The organism is Telluria sp. RT2P19 (genome assembly GCF_059685725.1).
The window spans coordinates 1-22,641 of the sequence record NZ_JCASIL010000023.1 but is presented as its reverse complement, the minus strand read 5'-3'; the positions used below and the strand labels follow the sequence as shown (position 1 = coordinate 22,641).

General features: G+C 65.5%; 14 protein-coding genes and 1 pseudogene. 3 read left to right on the top strand and 12 right to left on the bottom strand.

Translation table 11 applies throughout. The features are described 5' to 3' along the window. The first annotated feature begins 6 nt into the window (after nucleotides 1-6). Nucleotides 7-228 (top strand): hypothetical protein, encoded by a 222-nt coding sequence (locus AC56KW_RS22425; RefSeq protein WP_497172861.1) that lies wholly within the window; start codon nucleotides 7-9, stop codon nucleotides 226-228. A gap of 461 nt (nucleotides 229-689) precedes the next feature. On the opposite strand, the gene AC56KW_RS22420 is transcribed toward AC56KW_RS22425, so the two are convergent. Next, on the bottom strand, nucleotides 690-1,985 hold the full coding sequence (locus tag AC56KW_RS22420; RefSeq protein WP_497172860.1) for a glycosyltransferase: 1,296 nt from the start codon (nucleotides 1,983-1,985) through the stop codon (nucleotides 690-692). A gap of 1,126 nt (nucleotides 1,986-3,111) precedes the next feature. Then, nucleotides 3,112-4,617 (bottom strand): methyl-accepting chemotaxis protein, encoded by a 1,506-nt coding sequence (locus AC56KW_RS22415; RefSeq protein WP_497172859.1) that lies wholly within the window; start codon nucleotides 4,615-4,617, stop codon nucleotides 3,112-3,114. A 658-nt stretch (nucleotides 4,618-5,275) separates the two neighbouring features. Between AC56KW_RS22415 and AC56KW_RS22410 the strand changes: the two genes are divergently transcribed. Continuing rightward, the gene (locus AC56KW_RS22410; RefSeq protein WP_497172858.1) at nucleotides 5,276-5,473 is read left to right on the top strand and encodes a hypothetical protein; all 198 of its coding nucleotides are present in this window, start codon (nucleotides 5,276-5,278) and stop codon (nucleotides 5,471-5,473) included. An 8-nt stretch (nucleotides 5,474-5,481) separates the two neighbouring features. Here the strand turns inward: AC56KW_RS22410 and AC56KW_RS22405 are convergent, their stop codons facing one another. The 6 genes from AC56KW_RS22405 to AC56KW_RS22380 are packed head-to-tail and all read right to left on the bottom strand — an operon-like array spanning nucleotide 5,482 to nucleotide 16,418. After that, nucleotides 5,482-6,117 carry a class I SAM-dependent rRNA methyltransferase gene (locus tag AC56KW_RS22405; protein WP_497172857.1) on the bottom strand — a complete coding sequence of 212 codons (636 nt, stop codon included), beginning with the start codon at nucleotides 6,115-6,117 and terminating at the stop codon, nucleotides 5,482-5,484. A gap of 53 nt (nucleotides 6,118-6,170) precedes the next feature. Then, nucleotides 6,171-7,256: an SGNH/GDSL hydrolase family protein gene (locus tag AC56KW_RS22400; RefSeq protein WP_497172856.1), complete on the bottom strand. Its 1,086-nt coding sequence runs from the start codon at nucleotides 7,254-7,256 to the stop codon at nucleotides 6,171-6,173. A gap of 45 nt (nucleotides 7,257-7,301) precedes the next feature. Continuing rightward, complete coding sequence (locus AC56KW_RS22395) at nucleotides 7,302-10,166, bottom strand: glycoside hydrolase family 31 protein (RefSeq protein WP_497172855.1); 2,865 nt, start codon at nucleotides 10,164-10,166, stop codon at nucleotides 7,302-7,304. 26 nt (nucleotides 10,167-10,192) lie between these two features. Continuing rightward, the gene (locus AC56KW_RS22390) at nucleotides 10,193-11,884 is read right to left on the bottom strand and encodes a GH35 family beta-galactosidase (protein ID WP_497172854.1); all 1,692 of its coding nucleotides are present in this window, start codon (nucleotides 11,882-11,884) and stop codon (nucleotides 10,193-10,195) included. A gap of 32 nt (nucleotides 11,885-11,916) precedes the next feature. Continuing rightward, nucleotides 11,917-14,211: a glycoside hydrolase family 95 protein gene (locus tag AC56KW_RS22385; protein ID WP_497172853.1), complete on the bottom strand. Its 2,295-nt coding sequence runs from the start codon at nucleotides 14,209-14,211 to the stop codon at nucleotides 11,917-11,919. After that, entirely contained in the window at nucleotides 14,208-16,418 is a 2,211-nt protein-coding gene (locus tag AC56KW_RS22380) for an exo-alpha-sialidase (RefSeq protein ID WP_497172852.1), read from the bottom strand. The genes AC56KW_RS22385 and AC56KW_RS22380 overlap by 4 nt, the downstream gene beginning before the upstream one ends. Nucleotides 16,419-16,621: 203 nt before the next feature. Here AC56KW_RS22380 and AC56KW_RS22375 point away from each other — a divergent pair, with 203 nt between their 5' ends. After that, nucleotides 16,622-18,202, top strand: coding sequence for an aldehyde dehydrogenase (NADP(+)) (locus tag AC56KW_RS22375; RefSeq protein ID WP_497172851.1), 1,581 nt, complete (start codon nucleotides 16,622-16,624; stop codon nucleotides 18,200-18,202). Between the two features lie 138 nt (nucleotides 18,203-18,340). Here AC56KW_RS22375 and AC56KW_RS22370 read toward each other — a convergent pair whose 3' ends face one another. From AC56KW_RS22370 to AC56KW_RS22355, 4 genes and pseudogenes are all read right to left on the bottom strand, one after another. Next, nucleotides 18,341-19,483, bottom strand: coding sequence for a sugar ABC transporter permease (locus AC56KW_RS22370; protein WP_497172850.1), 1,143 nt, complete (start codon nucleotides 19,481-19,483; stop codon nucleotides 18,341-18,343). Between the two features lie 18 nt (nucleotides 19,484-19,501). Next, nucleotides 19,502-21,025: a D-xylose ABC transporter ATP-binding protein gene (gene xylG, locus AC56KW_RS22365; RefSeq protein WP_497172849.1), complete on the bottom strand. Its 1,524-nt coding sequence runs from the start codon at nucleotides 21,023-21,025 to the stop codon at nucleotides 19,502-19,504. Nucleotides 21,026-21,103: 78 nt separating this feature from the next. Further along, a complete protein-coding gene (xylF, locus tag AC56KW_RS22360; RefSeq protein WP_497172908.1) occupies nucleotides 21,104-22,099 on the bottom strand; it encodes a D-xylose ABC transporter substrate-binding protein in 996 nt (331 codons plus the stop codon). A 121-nt stretch (nucleotides 22,100-22,220) separates the two neighbouring features. Beyond that, nucleotides 22,221-22,641 (bottom strand): annotated as a pseudogene (locus AC56KW_RS22355) (dihydroxy-acid dehydratase); the annotation flags it as partial.

Genomic DNA, 22,641 nt, shown 5'->3' with positions numbered 1-22,641 from the left:
GGCCGAATGATTGACCCGAGCATCGTGCAGGGGCCCAGGCGGCCGCTGAGCAAGGAAAAGAAGACCCCCGACAGCGACGGCGCGATGCCGGCCGACTGGAAGCCTGCCAAACGGCGCCAGAAAGATAGGGACGTGCGCTCGACGAAGAAGCACGGCAAGTCCTACTTCGGCTACAAGGTCGCGGCCAACGTCGACAAGCGCTACAAGTCGTACGCAAGATCAAAGTGAGCACGGCCAGCGAACACGGCACCACGCATTTCGAGGACCTAGTCGACCCTGCCAACACAATCCGGCTGGTCGTCGTTCGTAACCCGCAAGAAGACCTTGGCGGTCTTCAGACTGTTACGCGCACCGATGACGCAGAACGACGCCGCCCGGTTAGCGCCTTCTGTGCCGGATAGTCAGTAAGGCAGTTGAAATATCCCGAGAGGCGCGACCAGGTTCGATTGCGTCCCGAACAGCGCGGTAGCCGCTGAAGCCGTTTTGCCGGCGTCCCTGGGCCCATCCTGCTCGCCGATGTCGCCCGGCTGCGGCCACGTGCGGATCAGCAGGATTCCACGAGCGTGGCCCGGCCCAGCCCCGACAATCGTACGCCGCCAACCTGGACCGGTTCGGGCCAGTTCGCAGTCGCGATCAGACTGACCTGTGCGCGGCTGGTGATCGTCCCACCCTGACGCTCACGCTGCTGTTCATCCGTGCCGCACCGCGGCGCCTTCGAGCAAGGTGCACAGGTGCCCCTTCGCATCGTAGGCGGCGTATTCCTTGGCGAGCGCATGTGCGCGCTGGCGATAGTTCGCCTCCTCGAGCACGGTGCCGATGGCAGCACGCAGCTGGTCGATGCCCGGCGTGTCCGTGCGCAAGTCGATGCCGATGCCGGCCCAGGCGATCCGCGCGTTGACGTCCAGCTTGTCTTCGGTGGTGCCAGCCGCAATGAGGGGCACGCCATGGGAAGCGGCCTGGATCACGGCGCCATGGCCGCCGTTCGTGACCAGGACGTCGAGATAAGGCATGAGCGCCTCGAACGGCAGGAATTCGGCGACCAGCGCATTGCGCGGCACCTCCACCGGAACGGCGGACTGCGGCCTGCCGCCTGTGGCCACGAGCACGAACACGTCGTCGCGTCCGGCAAGCGCCGTCAGGGTCGGCCCGATCAACTGGCCAAGATCGTGGTTTGCGACAGTGCCTTGCGTGACGAGCACGACGCGCCTGTCACCGGTCACGGCGGCAAGCAGGCCAGGCGGCAGCGGTGCGGCGGGCGGTTGGGGCAGCGCGCCGATGAAATGCAGGTTGGCCGGGCGCTCCATGCAAGGGAACTCGAAACCGGGCACCGACGGCTGCAGGAACACATCGGCCAGGCTGGTCATCGCATCGAGGAACGGGCGCGGCAGCGGCGCGGCGCCGAGCCGCTCGAGGATGTCGTCCACGCGGCGGCGTGTGGGCGTCATCAGCTGCGCGTCGACCTCGGCAGCAATGGCGGCGTATTGCTGCAGCGTCGCCGCGTCGCCAGCCGGCGGCAGGCCCAGGCCGAACGGAGCCCCGTCGGTGCGCAGCGTCATCAGGCACGTGACGCCCAGGCCGGCGATCACCGGGCGCCGCGCCCGGGCGCCCAGCAGGAACGGCAGGCAGCCGCCGAACATATTGTCGGCCAGGATCGCTTGCGCATCGAAATCCTTCAGGATCGCTTCGAGGCCAGCGAACTGCGCAGGGATCGTTTCGATGAAGATGTGCTGGAAATCGAACGCCAGTTGAGGCGGGCCAGGTGGCAAGGTCTTGCGCTCGGGGAAGTGGCGGTCGATATCCGACAAGTCCATGTCGGCACCGGCCGGTAAGGCGACGAAGCGGGCGCCGGTCGCCTCCACCTTGTCGCGGAAAGCGCTGGCCGTCGTGACGACAACCTCGTGACCGGCGGCAAACAAGATGCCTGCGGCCGCGAGGATCGGACTGACGTGCCCGGTGGCCGGGGTTGCTGCAAGAAGGATACGCATCGTTTTTTCACCTTTATGTAGAGGTTGAACGGTTGGAATGTCAACTGCAGCGTAGTGCGCAGTGTATGGTAGGACGGTGTCCTGGCATAGGCGTCGCTGCTGGTCGCATCGGGGACAGAAGCTGTTAGCGCTGAAGCGGTCCTGGGCCGGCAGGCTCCAGGCGGCGAACCGCCGTTGCCAGTGGGCGTCGATCAGGCAGAAAGCACCGGCTTCCAGATCGCGCCGTACCGACTGGCAGGCGGTCCCGTTTGGCAGGATGCACAGCCGGGCGGCGTTCTAGAACACGAACGACGTGTCGAAGGCGCGCTTGCCGCTCGAGCAGTCGGCACCCGGCGTCGCCGACAGCCGGGTTTGGGCGCCCACCATGTTTTTCCGGTCCGGGCACCTCCTCGACCTGTGACCAGTTGCGCGAGGCGCTCCATGCAGCCCGACCGGGAACGTAGCCGCCAGCACGGCGTTCACTAGGGATTATGGTTTCAGCGCGGGCCCCGGGTCCATGCGTTCCCGGCGGTGTGAGCGACCGCGTCCAGAGCCCGTTGGCCCCGCGTGCCAGCACGTCGCGTGCGTGGTTCTGGGTCGGGCTGCGAAACGCCGCCCCGCAGGTCAGGTCATGTTTGGTAAGTGCGTTCATTGCAAGAGTCAAGTTCGGCCGGTCGGCCTGTAAAACAGGGTTACCAGACGACTTACGCTGACAAGATGCAGTTGGACGCGTCGCTAACGAAAGTCATGGGCCGGGATTATCAGCGGCTTTTATCCAGCCGCGCTCGCCAGCGTTGTCCAATTCGCCACGCCATGCTTCTGGCAATCGCGCTACCTCTCGACCGCGACCCGGTCGCGGTAAAGTGCGCGTATGACTTTCCCGACTTCCACTCACCTGTACGCCCACAAGGAATAGGCAGTCGTCGATAGGCGCGCGCGCATCGATGACTGGGCGGCCAGCGCCCGTGACGGACCGCCAGCGCGCGCTGGCCGTCACCGATCCGCCCAACGCTTTTACCCTCGTGCGCTTCTATAAAGCAGCGCGCAATGGATTTAAGCCGATCGTCGCGCTCGATGATGGATCAACGTGCTTGGGATCGGGCACGGCGTCCCAAGCCACGTAAGCCCGTGTTGCGTCGAAACCCGGTTACGATTCCCGCATGGCGAGCAATGACGACGTGGGCCGGAGAGGTTCCATCAGGTCCGGGCGACCTGCCTTACTTGCGCCAATGGACGGCGCACACGTGCTTTCCAATACAAACGCGCCAACGACGCGGGTCAGGTCATCGGCTTGATCCTGCAGGGACCGTGCCGCCGCAGCAGCTTCTTCTACCTGAACCGCATTGCGCTGCGTAAAAGTGTCCATGTTGGCAATGGCACGGTTGATCTGGATAATATCGGATTCCTGCTCCACACTTGCGGTGCTGATCTCGCCAATCATGTCGGTGACGCGGCGTACGCTGTCGACAATCTCATGCATAGTGGCGCCAGCCTGGTCAACCAGTCGGGATCCGATATCAACGCGGCCGACCGAGTCACTGATCAGCTGCTTGATCTCCTTCGCTGCACCAGCCGATCGCTGCGCCAACGTGCGTACCTCGGCAGCGACTACAGCGAACCCCCGCCCCTGCTCGCCAGCACGCGCCGCTTCGACGGCCGCATTTAGCGCAAGAATATTGGTTTGGAACGCAATGCCATCAATTACGGAAATAATTTCAACAATCTGTTTCGATGACTCATTAATCGATGTCATTGTTTCGACCACCCGTGCAACGACCTCCCCCCCGCACAGCGCCACGTCCGATGCGGAGATCGCCAGTTCATTGGCACGTCGTGCGCTCTCTCCATTCAGCTGGACTCGCGAAGTCAATGATTCCATCGATGCCACGGTGCCTTGCAACGAGCTTGCTTGGCGTTCGGTACGCTCGGCCAGATCAAGATTGCCGGTCGCGATTTCGCGCGATGCGGCGGCGATGGTTTCAACGCCTTTGTGTACGCGCTCCATTGCCCCATGCATCGCGACGACCGCCTGTTGCAGAGCACTTCCCGCAGGACTGGCTGCTTGATGTGGGTTTCTGCGCAGGTCGATCACACCATGCTTACCCGACAGGGCCGCAACCGTTGTCGTCAGTTCAGCTGCTTGTATGGTTTCCCGTTTCAACACGATCGAGAGAAAGCAAAGCACACCCGTCTCGACGACGACGTAAGCAGCATGCACGAGGACCCGTCCGAATCCTGGCTCAGACATGCACCGAACACCGTAACCAAGCTCCTGGAAATAATTGAAACTCACATGGTGTAGCGCGATCGTCGTCGCGGCGATTACGACTATGAGCCAATCGCGGTAGCAGAGCAGGAATGCGAGCAGCACGAAAATCCCGAAGTGCAGCTCGTTCATGCCGGCAGCCTGGTGAATGTGCAGGCCTGCAAACACCATGACGGCTACTGCCACAACCGATGCAGTCAGGCGCGTACCCCCTGACGCGACGATGAATGCGGTCGGAATGAGCGCGGCTGGAAGCCCCACAATCAACGCCCACTTCATCGTGTCGTTCATCGCCGTCAGCGCGAGAGACATCACGAACAGACCCCATAGGATGTACAGCATGAGGCGGTCAGCTTGTTTGTAATGGGAGCGTTCGATGTCAGGCATGGGCAAGTGAGTAGCCAGATAAGATAAGATGACGAAAGGAAACAATATCGATTCGCAATACTATCCGAATGTCACACTGCGCACGCCTTACCAACTAAAAAATGCCGCTCAGTAACAACACATGGTGACGCACAAACGCCATTCCCCGGTTGCCGATGAGTGCGGCATTCGCAGGTTCAGTGCATCGACGATGTCAAACTCTCGACCATATCCCAGGAATTCGCCACTGGATTCCCTCTTCCCGTCCAGGACCGCGCCCGTTCCTATTTCGTTTCAACATCTGTCCTGAGCGTGTGTACATCGGCGAGTACCACGCCGGATGGCCCTGTATGGAGGCCTGGAATACCCTCCCCGGAAGTCAAGCTTGCACCGTCATGGACCATTAGCGTTCGTGCAACGAAGGGACATTGACGAGCGCCCGGTAGAAACCGGCCAAGGTCAGGGGCATGAGCGTCGGCCGTGGGATCGCTCGCGCAGGTACACGATCTTCGTGCAGCGGCCTGCAATGCGGTCGTGTTGGCCGAATGAGCGATGTGTCGACCGAGGATTTCTCATCGAGCAATCGCGTTCAAACAATCATTCGGGCCGTCCCTCTACGGTAAAATTGCGGTTGCGGACCGCACCGGTCCGCGATCACGCAGCACGCAAAGGGTAAGGCATGGCCAAAAAAGAAGAGTTGGACGAGGAAACGCTGGCATTCATCCAGTGGTGCATCGAAGTCGAAGGATTCCTGGTCGCCGGCGGTGCTACCGTCGAGCAGGCCCAGGATCATATCGAAGAGCAGATCGACTGGTTCACCGACCAGTTCTACGAATCGCTCACGCCCGAAGAGGCGGCAAAGGAAGCGCTGGCCTGATCCAGGCGCTAGCGCGGATAGGTGAACCCGGTGCGGATATCCATCGGCGCCAGCCTTTCCCGGGTGCGCACCATCAGGCGCTGTGGCGGCTCCTCGCCGGCCAGCGCGCCCGGGGCGAACGGCAGGCCTTCACCCTTGCGCACCAGCGCGTCGCAGCGCTCGTAGACGTTCGGGCAACCGGTCGCCGCCAGCAGCGCCTGCACGACAGGCACCTTCCACAAATCGACGCCGCCGGCGTTGAACTGGCAGACCAGGTAGCCTGCCGCGCCGCCGTAGCCCTGCACCAGCAGGCCTGGCAAACCATCCTTTTCGCCATCGATCAGCTGGACCAGTGCGTCCGGGCCAATCGCGCGCCAGGTGTCGATGCGGCGCTCGATTGCGGCCTGCACGCGCCGTTTGACGAGCGCATGGTCGATCGCCTCGCCCTCGTTCAGTGTCCAGACCCGGGCCGCGATCTGCGACTTGGCGTTGTAGGCGGCGCGCGCGAGGAAGCTCCTGGATGACGACTGCACCAGCGCGGTCACGCCGATCTTGTTGCGCTCGTGCGGCTTGCCCTCGACTTTTTCAATGGCGGACGGGTAGATCCAGGGGTCGCCGGCAAGGATCGATTTTTCCTTGCCCTGCTTGATGGTGATGATGAGCATGTGCGTCTTTCTTGACTGAGGGCGCGATGATAGCACCGCCCCCGGCCCCCGCACTACCATCCCATGCGCTTGCGCACGAACGCCGTCAGCAGGTCGGCATTGGCCTGATGCTGCGCCACCCGCGGGTGCTTGCCATACCCCGTGAACGGGAAGAACAGCGTGTCGATCCGGGCGTCACCCTTTGTCCGCAGGTTCTTGACGGCGGTTTCGACATAGCCCGGCCAGGGCGAGCCGGCCCTGGTCGCATCCATGCTGCCGAGCGCGCAGACGATATACGCCTTCGGATACAGCGACCTGATGCGGGTCACGAAACGCTGGTAGGCCGCGATCCGCTGCTTTGCGCTCGGCTCCGGCCGCAGCTTGTGGTCACGCCCGATCAGCCAGCTGTCGTTCTGCATCAGGTTTACCACCACTACCTCTGGCGTCCAGCGCTTGAAGTCCCAGCGGCTGTCGTTGTCGCCGACGGCGCTCAGCTGGTCGTAAAAGTCCGGCATCGTGAACGGAAACCAGCTGATCATGATGCCGATGCCGCCCTGCGACGTGAAATGCGCCTCCGCGCCGAGCTGGCGCGCGGCGATGGCGGCGTAGGAGTGGTAGTTGTTCTTGTCCTTGCCGTGGTGGTCCTCGCCGTCGTCCGGCGCCTCGTTGCCCATGCCGCTGGTGATCGAGTCGCCGAAGAACTCGATGCGGCGGCCCGGCCGCGGCGGCGGCGGCATCAAGCCCGCCCTGTCGTCCAGCTCGAGGCCGAGGAACACGGTGGCGCCCTCCTCGCCCTCGGTGCGCTTGGTGAGCAGCACACGGTGCGGGCCCGGCGCGAGGCCGTTGGCGACCAGGTAGCTCTTCTTCCCCTTGTCGAGCTGCAGGATGATCGGACGCTCGGTGTCGCCGTCGAGGAAGACGTTATAGAAATTCTTGCCGTGCTGGTCGTCGAGGACAATGGCCAGCGAGGTGCCGGTGAAGTTGGCGGTGACCGACGTGCCTGGCCAGCTCAGCACCGGCGCGCGTGGGTCGCTGGTATCGATGCGGCCTGTGTACTGCAGGTGCTCGTGGTCGGATGCGATCGGCGCGAGCGCCCAGGCGGGTGCCGTCTGGAGCAGCCCCGCCAGCAGCACGCTCGCCGCGTATGAGATGATTTTCATGGGCTTGGAGAAAAAGCCGGGCACGCGAACGTGCCCGGCGCAGGATTACAGCTTGATGCTGACCGGCTTGCCGTCATAGACGACCGACTTGTCGGCGCCGTCCATGTTCGCGGCGGTCGACACGCCCGGCTTGATCAGGCGCACCCGGAACTCGCGTTTCTCGACCATGCCCTCGTAGCGGCCCACGCGCTCGCCGATCTGCACCACGCCGCTCTTGTCGTCGTAGCTGATCCGGATGCGGCTGGCTTCACCGCGCTGGTAGCCGTTGCTGACGCCATCGTCTTCATACAGCGTCGCGACGCCATTCGCGCCGGCATACACGTTGACGGTGACAGGTGCATCCGGCTTCTCGTCGACGTATTGCGTCACCGGGCCCGTGGTGATCACCGAACCGGCCTTGACGAACAGTGGCATGCGTTCGCGCGGCGCCTGGATGGTGCGGGTCGCGCCGCCCTGGTGACGCTCGCCGGTGTGGAAGTCGTACCAGTCGGCGCCGGCAGGCAGGTAGACCTGGCGCTGGCGCGCCTTGTACTCGTAGACCGGGGCGACCAGGAACGATGGGCCGAACATATACTGGTCCTTGACGTTCTTGGCCTTGTCGTCGTTCGGGAAATCCATCGCCAGGCCGCGCATCATGGTGCCCGAGCGGTAGTGGGTGTCGGCCGCGACCGTGTAGATGTACGGCATCAGGCGGTAGCGCAGCTTCAGCCACCACACCATATTGTCGCGCATGGCGTCGTCACCGGCCGAGATGTTGTAGATCTCGCGCTTGACGACTTCGCCGTGCGAACGGAACAGCGGCGTGAAGGCGCCGAACTGGAACCAGCGGTGATTCAGCTCGCGCCACTCCTCCATGTCTTCCGGATTGGCCTTGGCGCGGCTGGTGACGCGGTTTTCCTGGGCCGAGCCAACGTCGCCGGTCTGGAACCGGACCTCCTGGGCGTAGCCGCCGATGTCGTGGGTCCAGTTCGGGACCCCCGACATCGACATATTGGTGCCCGACGCGATCTGGTCGTACAGGTTGTTCCAGCGGCCGACCGTGTCGCCGCTCCATACCGCCACGCTGTTTCTCTGGATGCCGGCAAAGCCCGAGCGCGACAGGATGAACTGGCGTTTATCCGGCTGGTCGCGCTTCAAGCCGTCGATCATGGCGCCGGTGCTCACCAGGCTGTAGGGGTTGAAGGTGATTTCGCCGGCGCCGTAGACGGTCGGTCCGATCAGCTCCTTGAAGTCTTCCAGGCGGCTGTTGGACAGCACGTCAGGCTCGGTATTGTCCATCCACCAGGCGTCGAAGCCCAGGTCGACCAGCTTCGTCTTGAGCTGGCGATAGTAGATGTCGCGCGCTTCCTTGGTATACGGGTCGTAGTGGCTGTTGAGGTAGCCCTTGCCGACCCAGTCGCGCGAACCGTTTTCGACGTTCTTGGTCCACATATGGCCCTTGGATTCGAACTCCTTGTAGTTGTCGGTGTTGGCGTAGAACTTGCCCCACACGGACAGCATGATGCGCGCGTTCTGCTTGTGGACCGCGTCGACCATGCCTTTCGGGTCCGGGAAGCGGGTCTTGTCGAAGTCGTGTGAACCCCAGCCGTCTTCGGGCCAGTAGAACCAGTCCTGCACGATGTTGTCCAGCGGCCAGCCGCGCTTGCGGTATTCGCCCAGGGCGTCGAGCAGCTGCTGCTGGGTTTCGTAGCGCTGACGCGACTGCCAGAAACCGTAGGCCCACTTCGGCATCATCGGCGCCTGGCCGGTCAGGTGGCGGTAGCCGGCGATGGCCCCATCCATGCTATCGGCGCTGATCACGTGGTAGTTGATCGCCTCGGCGATCTCGGACGACATGGTCAGCGAATGGCGTTCAGGGCTTGGAAGCGGGTTGTTGTGGGTGATGGCCACCATGCCGCCCGACGGTTTCCACTCCAGGTGCAGCTTGACCGGCCGGTTCTTGTCGAACTTGACTTCGAAGTTGTGGTACCACGGGTTCCAGCCCATGCGCCAGACGTCCATCACTTCCTTGCCGTCCACCGTCAGCTTGGCGTAGTCCGACGAGTACAGCTGCATCTTGTGCACGCCGGGCTTGTCGCTCGTCATGGTGCCTTCCCACACCACGCGCACGTTCTTCAGGTCCTTGGCTGGCTTGAGCTCCTTCGGCCAGTTCTCGTCCACGTCCTTCAGGTACTGGTAGTCGATGTCCTTTTCCTGGCGCGTCAGCACCAGTTTGTCGTCGACGTAGTAGCGCGCCGTCAGGCCGGCCTGCTTGCCATCAGGACTGCGCAATACCAGGTCGCGCGACATGTGGTCATACGGCGTGGCGTCGCCGAAGCGCGAGATCGAATTATTGTCCCACAACAGGCCATAGCCCTTGTCCGAGACCACGAAAGGCACGGCGGCGATCATATTGTGCTGGGCCAGCAGCACGTCTTCGCCGTTGTAGTTCATCTGGTTATTCTGGTGCTGGCCGAGACCGTAGTAAGCATCCTTGGTGCCGTGGTTGAAGCCTTGCTTGATCGCCAGGAAGGGCTTGCCGCCCACGTTCACCGGCGTCATCGATTCGCTGGCCTGGGCCAGGAAGCGCTTGCCGGCGGCGTCGAAGAACTGGACCTGCCCGTCTTTCAGCGAAACGGTGGCGGCGATCTTGCCGGCCTTGAGCTGGACGCTGTCGGCGCCGGGCGCCACCGTGAACGCGCACTTGTCGGCGCAGGGCGTGGCCACCGTCATCAAGGAAGGCGTCAGGCTCTTGTTGTCCTGGGCGAGCTTGACCACCTGGATGATGTTGTCGCTCATGAGGTTCAGCCGCACTACCTTGGCGCCGGTGTCGGGCCGCACCTCGATGCCGGTGCCGGTCTGCTGGAACGTGCCCGCCTGGGCCTGCAAGCTCAAGAACAGCGCCGCGGCTGCCACCTGTGTCATACGCATTTGTCGATCTCCTGTGTTCATCGTTGTTATTCCTGGTAAGTCCCGAGCCTGACCTTCAGCACTACCGGCGTCGCCGGCAGGTTGAGGCCATAATCGGTCTGGTCGCCATTCCAGTTGCGCTCCATGACCCAACGGCCATCGGCATCGAAACTGCCCTGTTCCACCCGCGCGAGCAGCGAAGGCTTGCCCGCGTTCGGGCCATCCGGGGCGAACTTGACCCGCGCCTGCTGGCCGACGAGGACGAACTCGTTCTCGCCGACCTGGGCGAAGGCCACGCCGCCATTCGGTTTCTCGGTACCCGACTGGTACTCGCTCTTGTCCTTCAGGTACTGGCGCTCCCCGAACTGGAACTCGCGGAACGACACCGTCGCCTTCCAGCCATTGAGCACGACGGTCTGTGCGGCGCGGTCGTCACCCTCGGCCACGCCCCGGGTCCGGCCCTCGAAGGCCCAGCGCGCCCACTGGCGCTGCATCGGCGCGAAGGCCCCGTACACGGTGGCGAAAGGCTCGACCATGCGGCGGTCGGTGAACTTGGAGCCGAGCGGGTAGTTGCTGTAATCGAAGTAGTCGAGCCCGAACGGCGCCACGCCCAGCGCGCCCATGCCGAAGGCCTGGTACACATAGCGCGCGTAGCCGGCCGCATTGCCCATCTCGGGAACCATCAGGGCGTTGTCCGGCCGCTGGTACGATGTCAGGACCGCCATGACCTTGTTCGACTCGGGCATATAGATGTCCGGCGCCGCCAGGTCGATGTGCGGCGCGGCCGCCTTGTAGATGTCGATCACGTCGTAGGTCGGCCCGCCGCTGGCGAAGTTGCCCTTCCACGGCGCGGCAGGCTTGCCGTCGACCGACGGTTCGCGCAGGGCGGCGTTGACGAACATCGGCAGGTCGTACACTTCGCGGCCGGCCCGGGCGATCGATTCGATGTAGCCGGCGATGGCCCAGGCGTGGAAGTACTGGTCGGCGTAGTCGCCATACACCTGGCGCCACGTGCCTTGAGTGACGCCGGCGACCTTCGGCTTCTGCCGTGCCAGCACCGCCGCCGGCACCGGTTGCCGGAACGCGGCTTCGGCGCGCTCGCCATGGTCGCGCGGGACGCCGTAGGTGCCGACCTCGTTCTCGACCTGCACCATGATCACGGTGCGGTGCTCGCTATCGATCTTCTTGATGTACTCCATCATCTTGACGAAGGCGCGGCGGTCGGACGCCAGGGTCTGCTCGCCGAACGGCGAATGGCTGTAGACCGCCTTGCCGTCCTTGTCCTTCATGCGCGGGAAGCGCGCGTTGTCGAACTTGACCCACTCCGGCAGGTAGCCCGGGCCCGTGTTCTTCCAGGTCCCGAACCACACGATCACGAGCCTGATATCGTTTTCACGAGCTTGCCGGACAAGGGTGTCGAGGAAGCCGAAGTCGAATTCCCCTTCTTTCGGCTCGACCTGTTCCCAGGCGATCGGCATCTCGAGCGTATTCGCATGCGCGTCCTTGAGCGCGGCCCAGACCTTGGGCAGAGCCGCGGGATGGTTGCTGGAGTTGTGGGCCTGGCCGGCCAGCATCAGGAACGGCGCGCCATCCACCATCAGCGCGTGGCGGCCATCCTTCGCGACGAGGCGCGGCAGCTCGGAGGCTGCGGGATCGGCGAGCGCATTGGTAACGACCGCGGCGCTTGCCAGCAGCAGGCAAATCGGGGCGAGTCGGCGAGCGATCTGGTTCAGGGTCATGCTGGTCGTCTCCTTGGTTGTCGTTCTTGTCTCTACTCGAACTGCGTCGCGTCGAGGCTGCGGGATTGGCCTTGCGCCAGGTCGATCGCGATGAGCTTCGCGCCGTAGCGGACTTTCACCGGGCCGCCGTCCCCGGCCACCGAGCGCACGGTCGCGCCTTGCAGGCGACCATCCTCCCAGCGCAGGTCGATCTCGTAACCGCCGCGTGCGCGCAGGCCCTTGACCGACCCGGCACCCCAGGTCGCGGGCAAGGCTGGCAGCAGGTGAAGTTCGCCGCCCTGCGACTGCAGCAGCATCTCGGCCATGGCGGCGGTGGCGCCAAAGTTGCCGTCGATCTGGAATGGCGGATGCGCGTCGAGCATGTTCGGATAGGTGCCCCCGGCGTTGTTGTGCTCCGAGAAGACGCCGCCCTGCTCGGCCGCACGCGCCCCCGGCGCCGCCAGCAGGCCGCGCAGCATGCGATAGGCCCGGTCGCCATCGTGCAGCCGCGCCCAGAACGCCATCTTCCAGGCCATCGACCAGCCAGTCCCGGCGTCGCCGCGCGCTTCCAGGGTGCGGCGCGCGGCGCGTGCCAGTTCCGGCGTGCGCAGGGGATCGATCTGCCGGCCCGGGAACAGCGCGAACAAGTGCGAGACGTGGCGGTGGGTATCCTGCGGCGTGTCGAGCACCGGGTCTATTTTCTCGTCGAGCCATTCGAGCAGTTGCCCCCAGCTGCCGATGCGCGGGCCCGCCAGGCGGTCGCGCATGGCGGCCAGTGTGGCGCGCAGCGCCGGATCCACCTGCAGGATGGCGGCCGCTTCGACCGTGTTGTTGAACAGGTCCCACACGATCTGCTGGTCATAGGCGATGCCATCCTCGACCGGGCCGTGCTCGGGCGACCAGCCCTGCGGCGCCACCAGGCGCCCGTCCGGCAGCGTCTTGAGGTAGTCCTGCCAGAAGGCGCTGGCTTCCTTCATCATCGGATAGGCGACTTCGCGCAGGAAATGTGCATCGCGCGTGAAGGCATAGTGTTCCCAGAAGTGCTGGGCGTACCAGGCGTTGCCGGTCTTGTTCCACAGGTAGTTCATGGCGCCGAAGGGATTCGACTCCGTACGCAGCGTCCAGCCACGCACCGGCTTGCCGTCCGCGCGCCGGAACTCGTCGGAGGTGGCTTGCCGCCACACGGGCGCCATGCCATTCACGAAGTGGAAGAAGGGCTCGGCCAGTTCGCTCAGGTTAGCCACCTCGGCCGGCCAGTAGTTCATCTGGATATTGATATTGGTGTGGTAGTCCGCGTTCCACGGCGGCGTGAGGCTGTTATTCCACAGGCCCTGCAGGTTGGCGGGAAGCGAACCGCGCGAACTCGAGGCCAGCAGGTAGCGGCCATACTGGAAGTACTGCGCCTCAAGCTCGGGATCGCCGCCGTCTTTCGTGTAAGCCAGCAGGCGCGCGTCGGTCGGCAGCGCCCGGCGCGCGGCCGGCGTGTCTCCCAGGTCGATCGCGACCCGTTTGAGCAGGCGCTGGAAATCGTCCTCGTGCTCGGCGCGCAGTTGGCGCACAGGCCGCGCCGACGCCCTGTCCACCTGGGTGGTGACGCGCGCCAGCGGATGGTCGCCTTCGAAGCGGCGCGCGGCGTCGAGCACGTAGCTGGTGCCGGCGCCGAGGACCAGCGTCAATGCATCGGCCCCGGCAAACGTCACGCGCGCGCCATCGCTGGCCAGCTTGCCGCCCTCGTTCATCACCTGCACCTGGCTGGCGTAGGACATCACATTGCTGCTCGCGCTCTGGCCGGGCAGCGCAAATCCTTTCAGCGTGCCGGCGGCGTGCAGGCGGCTGTTGGTCAGCCCAAGGCCGGCGCCATGGCGGTCGGTCAGGGACACGGCGCCCGTGTACTTGCCAGGCCGATCGGCCGTGAGGCGCAGCACGATTACCTGGGCCGGATGGCTGGCCCAGGCGTCGCGCTGGTAGCGCACGCCCCCGTGCGTGTAGCTCACCGTGTGGACGCCCCGCTCCAGGTCGAGCGTGCGGCGATAGTTCGTCGCCCCGTTTTCATGCCCAGGCAGCACCACCAGCAGGTCGCCGAAGGGCTGGAACGCGCCCATGGTCTTGTCGTCGCCGGTCCACAGGGTGATATCGTTGAACTGCAGGTGCTCGCGGCCGGGCTGGCCGAACACCATGGCGCCGATGCGGCCATTGCCGATCGGGAGCGCTTCTTTCTCCCAGCCCTGGTCGTCGTCCTGGGCAGGCCGGTCGTAGCGCAGCACCATTTCCGGCGCGGCGCTGCTGGCCGCGGCGAGCGAAAGGGCGCAGACGCCGAACGCCAGGCGCACAATAAAGGATTGGATCATGTCGGCCCCGGCCTTCCATAAACGATGCCGCGTCCGGCGGTACTCATATAGACCACGCCGAAGCGGTTCATGTCGCCAACGATGAACTGGCCGTCGCCTGGTCCGCCGTACTGGTGGGCGTCGTCGTTGATGCGCCGCCAGCTGCGACCCAGGTCCAGCGAGCGATACACGCCCCGCACGCCGCCCACGCTGCCCCACATATACACGGCCGGATCGACCTTGTCCGGCGCGGCCTTGCCAAAGCCGACGGCGCCGCAATAGTCGATGCCGGCCACCGGCGCGAAGCTCGCGCCGCCGTCGCGCGAGCGCACCAGGCCACCGTCCTTGAGCGGCACCCACAGGTCGCCTTCGCGGCCCGGGAAGGCGCGGATCAGGCGCGAACCACCCGGCGGCAGGCTCGCGCGCGGCGTGAAACTCGCGCCGGCGTCGCGGCTGACCATCAGGTGCTTGTCGTCGTAGGCGTAGAACACCTTCGCGTTGACCGGATCGGCGACCGCCCGCAGATTGCGCCCCTCGAGTCCCCTGACCTGCGTCCAGCTCGCGCCATCGTCATTCGACCGGTACAGCATGGCCGCGCCCTGCGGGCTATGCACCAGGGTCGCGCCGTCGCTCGACATCGCGACCCGGCCACGCTTGCCCTGCAGCGCCGCGGTCTGCGTCCAGCTCGCGCCGCCGTCGCGCGTGATGAGCATCGCGTCACCCACGCGCACCATGCTCCCCGGTCGGCGCCCGGCGGCATCGAGCCCGGTCGTGGTGCCGATCTCCGGGCGGTGGATACGTCCGGGCCGTGCGGGATCGTCGTGCATGAATCCGTCGTAGTCGCCGATGGCCGATACCAGCGGCGCCCCTGCCATGCTCACCAGGCCGAGCGGCACCGTCTCTTCCAGGCCCCTGACGGTAAAGGTCCAGGTGGCTGGCGTGGCATCGATATCGGGCGTGCGGAACACACCATTGCCGGAGGTGACCCAGACCGCGCGCGGGTCGAGCGGATCGAATTCGACCGATCCGGCCCAGTGGATCGCGTGGCCTTCGAGCCAGGGCACGCCGGCCGCGTCGCGCCTGAAGCCGCGGTTGACCACGTCGACCCAGTTGGCCCCTGCATCATTCGATACGAAGATGCGGTCGCCGCGCGCGTCGCCCTGGGCGATGAAGGTGTTGATGGTCGAGACCACCAGCCGCTCGGGATTGCGCGGGTCCACGCTGACGCCGGCGAACGGCCGGGTCACGCCCACGGGCGTCACGTTGCGCCAGGCGTTGGCGGCGATGTCGTACTGCCACACCTGGCCGCGGTCGATCGGTTCGAGGCCGCCCTGGTCCGGATGCGGGCCGGCGCCATTGGCATAGGTGATGTACAGCTTGCCCGCGCCGTCGAAGACGGCGCGCTGCGGCATCAGGCCGGACGGCGACCCGCTCACCGGCGCGAAGGTAGCGCCGGCGTCATCGCTGCGGTACAGGTTCGGGCCGGCGCTGCCAAAGCGCGACACGCCAATGAACAGGCGCTGCGCGCGGCCATGCTGCACGCTGGCGGGGTCCGGCAGCACGATGTTCAGGCCGACGTCGTTGGGCGTCGTGGTCACCGCCAGCGCCGTATTACGCTGCCAGGTCTTGCCATCGTCGCCGCTCTCGAACAGCCCGTCGCGACGCGAACCGAGGTAGAGCCGCTTGGCGGTGCCGGGATCGACGGCCAGGCGCTCGCCGCCCTGGCGTCCGAAGCCGTTGCCGTGGGTCTTGAACTGGGCCGTGACGTCGACGACGTCGAAGGTCTTGCCGTAGTCGGTCGAGCGCAGGATGGCGCTGCGGCCACCGTTCAGGTAGGCGGTGCCGGCCAGCAACCACACCTTGGCCGCGTTGTCCGGGTCGATCGCCAGCGCATCGATGCCCAGCAGGCCGGTCCGGTCTTCGCCCACCCAGTCGAGCAACGGCGTCCAGCGCCTTTCCTTCGCGCTCCAGCGGTAGGCGCCGCCGACGTCGGTACGCGCATAGGCGATACCGGGTTCGCTGCGGCTCGGAACAATCGCGGTGACGAAGCCGCCACCGCCGATGGCGACGCTGTCCCATACATAACGGGCGCCGGCCGGGGCAGCGTCAGCGGCGCGGCTGCCGTCCTGCGGCACGGCGGATGTAACGGTCGTGGCGGCGGCTGCGACCGCGAACGCCGCAACCACTCCCACGTACGCGCCGGTGCGGCGAACGATCGTGGTACGCATGATGTCTCCTGCTTGTCTTTTATTATTGGCTTGCTGTCAATCATGCTAATCAATACGCCAGTCAGACGCAACTAAAATGTTCGCGCTAACAGAAATCGATATCATTTGGGCAGATCTTGTTATCGCTCCCGTGCAGGCTTTGCTGATTGCGTATAACATCGACGCCTTCAAGACAGCCTCATCACTGCAAACAAGGAGATTTCATGAATATCAGCGGCGAAATGATCATCGGCCACCAGATCGTGCAGGGTAGCGCCGGCACCGCCCGGGCCTACGACCCGGCACGCAAGGAACAGCTCGAGCCGGCGTTCGGCCTGGCGACACCGGACGACCTGGCGCGCGCCTGCGACCTGGCCGATGCCGCCGTCGAACCGTATCGGGCCCTGCCGCTCGAGCAGCGCGCACGCTTTCTCGAGACGATCGCCCAGCGCATCGTCGACCTGGGCCCGATCCTGATCGAACGCGCGTCGCAGGAAAGCGGCCTGCCGGCAGCCCGCCTGGAGGGTGAACGCGGGCGCACGGTGAACCAGCTGCGCCTGTTCGCCAAGGTGGTGCGCGACGGCCACTTCCTGGAAGCGACCCTGGATTCGGCCCTGCCCGAACGCACCCCCCCACGCTCGGACCTGCGCATGCGCAAGATCCCGCTCGGCGCGGTTGCCGTCTTCGGCGCCAGCAATTTCCCGCTCGCGTTCTCGGTCGCCGGCGGCGACACCGCCTCGGCCCTCGCAGCCGGCTGCCCGGTCGTGGTCAAGGCGCACAACGGCCACCTCGGCACCTCGGAACTGGTGGGCAAGGCGGTACTGCAGGCCGCGCTTGAATGCGGCATGCCGGAAGGCGTGTTCTCGCTGCTGATCGGCGAAGGCAACCAGATTGGCGGCGACCTCGTGAGCCATCCCGCGATCCGCGCGGTCGGCTTCACCGGCTCGCGCGGCGGCGGCCTGGCGCTGGCGCAGATCGCCGCCAAGCGCAAGGAACCGATTCCGGTGTACGCTGAAATGAGCAGCATCAATCCGGTCTACCTGCTGCCGGGCGCGCTGCAGGCTGGCGGCGCCAAGCTGGCCGGCGCCTTCGTCGACTCGCTGACCATGGGCGTCGGCCAGTTCTGCACCAACCCGGGCCTCGTGATCGGCCTGGCCGGCCCCCAGTTCGACGCCTTCCGCGATGCGGCGGCGGCGGCCCTGCAACTCAAGCCGGCTGGCACCATGCTCACCGCCGGCATCCATCAGGCGTATGACCTGGCGATCGGCAAGCGTGCGGGCGTGAGCGGCGTGCAGCTGGTGGCCAATGGCAGCCACGAAGGCCCAGGCTGCGCCGCACGCGCCGCGCTGTACCAGTGCGACGCTGCGACCTTCCTGGCCAATCCGGCCCTCGAAGAAGAAATCTTCGGACCGGTATCGTTGATGATCGCCTGCAGGACCGAGGATGAGATCCTGGCAGTGACGCGCCATCTCGAGGGCCAGTTGACCGCGACCGTACACGCCGTCGAGAGCGACCATGCACTGGCTGGCGCCCTGCTGCCGCTGCTGGAGCGCAAGGTGGGCCGCATCCTGTTCAACGGATTCCCGACCGGTGTCGAAGTCTCCTACGCGATGGTCCATGGCGGGCCGTTCCCGGCGACGTCCGATCCGCGCAGCACATCGGTTGGCGCGACGGCGATCGAACGCTTCCTGCGTCCGGTGTGCTACCAGGACGTGCCGGCCGGTCTGCTGCCGGAGGCGCTCAAGGATGGCAATCCGCTGGGGATCGTGCGCTTGGTGGATGGTGAGTTGAAGCTGCCCGGCTGACATCAACTTGAGGCCGGCGGGATGTTATCGCTGGCCTGATCAACTCGTCCCCGCCCAGGCGGGGGCCGACATCCGCCGCAGTAGCCTCGCACACAACCCCTGGTCCCCGCCTTCGCGGGGACGACGTATGGTCCTGTTTCAGCGCGTACTGCTGCGCGTCGCCACGTCCAGCCACACGGCCAGTGTCAGGATCAGCCCCTTGACGATCATCTGCCAGTAGGCGTCGACATCCAGCATCGACATGCCGTTGTCCAGGCTGGCCATCACCAGCGCGCCGACCAGCGCGCCGTGCACGGTGCCGGCGCCGCCGCGCATCGAGGTGCCGCCGATGAAGCAGGCCGCGATCACGTCCAGTTCCGCCGACACGCCGGCCGAAGGCGAACCGGCCGCCAGGCGCGCGGTGTTGATCAAGCCCGCCAGCGCGCACATGAGGCCCATCAGGCCGAAGATCCACAACTTGACCTTGCGCACGTCGATACCCGACAGCCGCGTCGCCTCCATATTGCTGCCCACTGCATAGATGCGGCGGCCGAACACGGTCTGCTTTGCGATATAGCTGAACAGGCCGAGCAGGAACAGCAGGATCAGCACCGGCAGCGGAATGCCCTCATAGCTGTTGAAGGTCGAGACCAGCCCGGCCAGCACCACGCCGACCAGGGCCACGCGAAACACCGAGCGCCACGGCGCGATCACCGGCAAGCCGTGGCGCGCCTGGTTGACGCGCTGGCGCCAGGCCAGCACGCCGGCCAGGGCGAACAGCAGCACGCCGAGGGCGATGCCCCAGCTGGGCGGCAGGTAGGCCTGGCCCAGCTGCTCCATGCCGGGCGACACCGGCGCGATGGTGGCGCCGTCGGTCAGGCCCAGCACCACGCCGCGGTAAGCCAGCATGCCTCCCAGGCCGACGATGAAGGACGGGATGCCCGCGTAGGCCGTGAGGTAGCCATTCAGGAAACCGCACAGCAGGCCGGCGCCGAGCACCACCGCGATCGACAGCGGCAGCGGCATGCCGTGGGTAACGTCGAGCACCGCCGCCATCCCGCCCAGCAGGCCCAGGAGCGAGCCGATCGACAGGTCGATCTCGCCGGCGATGATGACGAACACCATGCCGCAGGCAAGGATGCCGGTGATGGACATCTGCCGCATCAGGTTCGACAGGTTTCGCGCCGAGGTGAAGCCACCATCGGTCTTCCAGCTGAAGAAGGCCCAGATCACGGCAATCGCCACCAGCAGTGCGAGAATCTTGTATTGCGTGAACAGCCGCTTGAAGGTCGTTGTATCCATGGATGTCGATTCGTTGATTCAGGCCTGGCCCAGGGCGGCGGCCAGCACCGTTTCCTGGCTCAGGCCATCGTTGATGAATTCCCCGCTCAGCCTGCCCTCGCGCATCACCAGCACACGGTCGGACACGCCCAGTACTTCGGCCAGCTCGGACGACACCATGATGATGGCGATGCCCTGGGCAGCCAGTTCCAGCATGAGGCGGTAGATCTCGAACTTGGCGCCGACGTCCACGCCGCGGGTTGGCTCGTCGAGGATCAGCACCTTCGGGCCGGTCAGCAGCATCCGCGCCAGCACGGCTTTTTGCTGGTTGCCACCCGAGAGCGCCGTGATCGGCAGCGCCGGGCTCGCTGTCTTGAGCGCCAGGCGCGCGATCTGCCCGCCGATCGCGCTGGCTTCTTCGCCATCGTCGATGCGGGTCAGGTGCGCGTAGCGCTGCAGCACCGAGAGCGTGATGTTCTCGCCCACCGACAGGTCGCGCACGATGCCGTGGTGCTTGCGGTCTTCGGGCACCAGGGCGAAGCCGGCGCGGATCGCCTTCAGCGGTTCCGAGGTGTCGGCCTTGCGGCCCATGAGCCAGACCTCTCCGTCGTGCCGCCCCGGATAGGCGCCGAACAGCGCCGTCACCAGCTCGGTGCGGCCGGCGCCGACGATGCCGGCGATGCCCAGGATCTCGCCGCTGCGCACCGCGAACGAGACGTCATCCACTTTCTTGCGGCGTGGGTTTTCCGGGTCGTAGCAGCTGATGTGGCGGGCCTCCATCACCACCTCGCCGATCTCGTGCGGGAGCGAAGGATACATCTGGCTCATCTCGCGCCCGCACATCTGGGCGATGATGCGATCGACGCTCATCTGCGGCATCGGCGTGGTGGCGATGTGCTTGCCGTCGCGGATGACGACGATGGTGTCGCAGATGGCCGCCACTTCGTCAAGCTTGTGCGAGATGTAGACGCAGGCCACGCCGCGCGCCTTCAGGTCGCGCACCGTCTCGAGCAGGACCTCGATCTCGGATGCGCTGAGCGACGCCGACGGTTCGTCGAGGATCAGGAGGCGCGCATTCTTGTTCAGGGCCTTGCCGATCTCGATCAGTTGCTGGTGGCCGCCGCCGTAGTGCTTCACCGGCAGCACCACGTTCACGTCCGGCAGCCGCAGCTCGCGCAGGATCTCGGCGGCGCGGCGGTTCATGGCCGGATAGTCCAGGCGCCCGCCCGGCAAGGTGATCTCGTTCCCCAGGAAGATATTCTCGGCCACCGTCAGCTCGGGCACCAGCATCAGTTCCTGGTGGATGATGATGATGCCGGCATCCTCGGTCTCGCGCACCGAGCGTGCGCGCAGCGGCTGGCCATCGAGCAGGATCTCGCCGTCCCAGCTGCCGTGCGGGTAGACCGCCGACAGCACTTTCATCAGGGTCGACTTGCCGGCCCCGTTCTCGCCGCACAGGCCGATGCATTCGCCCGGCCGGATCGCCAGGTCGATGCCGTCCAGCGCGGCCACCCCACCGAATCGCTTGGCGATTCCCTTCATTTCAAGCAGATAGCCCGACATCGCAAGACTCTACAAGGCGTGAAAAAGCCCCGGCCCGCACGCGGGTCGAGGAAAGGAGATGATCGGTGCAGGCGCCGGCTACTTGCCGGCCAGCTGGCCCTGGGTATAGAAACCGTCCTTGACCAGCACGTCGACATTCGACTTCGTCAGCAGGATCGGCTTGAGCAGCACCGTGCTGACCTGCTTGTAGCCGTTGTTGAGCTGTGCGTTATAGGCAGGCTTCTCGTTGCGCACCAGTTGCACGGCCAGGGTGGCGGCGCTGGTGGCGATGGTCTTCAGGGGCTTGTAGACCGTCATCGACTGGGTGCCCGCGATCACGCGGCGCACCGCGGCCAGGTCGGCGTCCTGGCCCGACACCGGCACCTTGCCGGCCAGCTTCTGCGAGGCCAGCGCCTGGATCGCGCCACCGGCGGTGGCGTCGTTGGACGCCACCACGGCGTCGATCTTGTTGCCGTTGGCGGTCAATGCGTTCTCGACGATCGACATCGCCTCGGAAGCGCTCCAGTCCTTCACCCACTGGCGGCCGACCACCTTGATGTCGCCCTTGTCGATCAGCGGCTGCAGCACCTTCATCTGGCCTTCGCGCAGCATCTTGGCGTTGTTGTCGGTCGGCGCGCCGCCCAGCAGGTAGTAGTTGCCCTTCGGTTTGAGGCCCACGATCGACTGCGCCTGCAGCTCGCCCACCGCCTTGTTGTCGAACGAAATGTAGGCGTCGACATCGGCGTTGAGGATCAGGCGGTCGTACGACAGCACCTTGATCTTGGCCTTCTTGGCCTCGCGGATCGCGTTGTTCAGGACCGTGGCGTTATACGGCACGATCACCAGCACGTCGACCCCGCGCGAAATCAGGTTTTCGATCTGGGCGATCTGGCGCTGCTCGCTGGCGTCGGCCGACTGCACATAGACCTTGGCCCCGAGCTTTTCTGCGGCCCCGATGAAATAGTCGCGATCGCGCGTCCAGCGCTCGAGCCGCAGGTCATCGATCGAGAAGCCGATCTTGGGATTCTTGGCGTCGGCCATGCTCGGCGCGGACGCGAACAGCAGCGCGCAACCGAGTCCAATGGCGGCGCCCATCTTCGTGATGCCATGTTTCATACTGTCTCCTGTTTTTTATCGGCGCAGCGAACTCGTCGCCTGCGCAGTATTGACATTTTGCTCAAGAATTCAGCTTGGCGCTACCCCTGATGTCCCCATGTCAGTGGTTATGGCGCGGCATGTCGTGCGCCACGCCTCGGTAAGGCAGGGCCAGTTCCATGCAGGCGCCCCGGTGCAATTGGCCGACCGTGGCGCGGTAGATCTCTTGCCATGGCGTCTGGCTGGCGGGAATCGCCGGCGGCGTTTCCTGCTTGCGGGCCGCCAGCTCCTCATCCGACAGCTTCACGTCGCAGCGGCCGAGGTTCAGGTCCACGCGAATCACGTCGCCCGTGCGCAGCAAGGCCAGGTTGCCGCCGGCCGCGCTCTCGGGCGAGGCGTTCAGGATCGACGGACTGTCCGACGTGCCCGACTGGCGGCCGTCGCCCAGCGTCGGCAGGTTGTTGATGCCCTGCTTGATCAGGTGGTCGGGCGGCTGCATATTGACCACCTCGGCCGACCCCGGCCAACCGACCGGACCGGCG

Bases quoted from the DNA above. Each gene is read 5' to 3' on its own strand.
- AC56KW_RS22400 (WP_497172856.1), bottom strand. From the start codon at position 7,256: ATGAAAATCATCTCATACGCGGCGAGCGTGCTGCTGGCGGGGCTGCTC.
- AC56KW_RS22410 (WP_497172858.1), top strand. From the start codon at position 5,276: ATGGCCAAAAAAGAAGAGTTGGACGAGGAAACGCTGGCATTCATCCAG.
- AC56KW_RS22395 (WP_497172855.1), bottom strand. From the start codon at position 10,166: ATGCGTATGACACAGGTGGCAGCCGCGGCGCTGTTCTTGAGCTTGCAG.
- AC56KW_RS22375 (WP_497172851.1), top strand. From the start codon at position 16,622: ATGAATATCAGCGGCGAAATGATCATCGGCCACCAGATCGTGCAGGGT.
- AC56KW_RS22390 (WP_497172854.1), bottom strand. From the start codon at position 11,884: ATGACCCTGAACCAGATCGCTCGCCGACTCGCCCCGATTTGCCTGCTG.
- AC56KW_RS22370 (WP_497172850.1), bottom strand. From the start codon at position 19,483: ATGGATACAACGACCTTCAAGCGGCTGTTCACGCAATACAAGATTCTC.
- xylF (WP_497172908.1), bottom strand. From the start codon at position 22,099: ATGGGCGCCGCCATTGGACTCGGTTGCGCGCTGCTGTTCGCGTCCGCG.
- xylG (WP_497172849.1), bottom strand. From the start codon at position 21,025: ATGTCGGGCTATCTGCTTGAAATGAAGGGAATCGCCAAGCGATTCGGT.
- AC56KW_RS22420 (WP_497172860.1), bottom strand. From the start codon at position 1,985: ATGCGTATCCTTCTTGCAGCAACCCCGGCCACCGGGCACGTCAGTCCG.
- AC56KW_RS22405 (WP_497172857.1), bottom strand. From the start codon at position 6,117: ATGCTCATCATCACCATCAAGCAGGGCAAGGAAAAATCGATCCTTGCC.
- AC56KW_RS22385 (WP_497172853.1), bottom strand. From the start codon at position 14,211: ATGATCCAATCCTTTATTGTGCGCCTGGCGTTCGGCGTCTGCGCCCTT.
- AC56KW_RS22415 (WP_497172859.1), bottom strand. From the start codon at position 4,617: ATGCCTGACATCGAACGCTCCCATTACAAACAAGCTGACCGCCTCATG.
- AC56KW_RS22380 (WP_497172852.1), bottom strand. From the start codon at position 16,418: ATGCGTACCACGATCGTTCGCCGCACCGGCGCGTACGTGGGAGTGGTT.
- AC56KW_RS22425 (WP_497172861.1), top strand. From the start codon at position 7: ATGATTGACCCGAGCATCGTGCAGGGGCCCAGGCGGCCGCTGAGCAAG.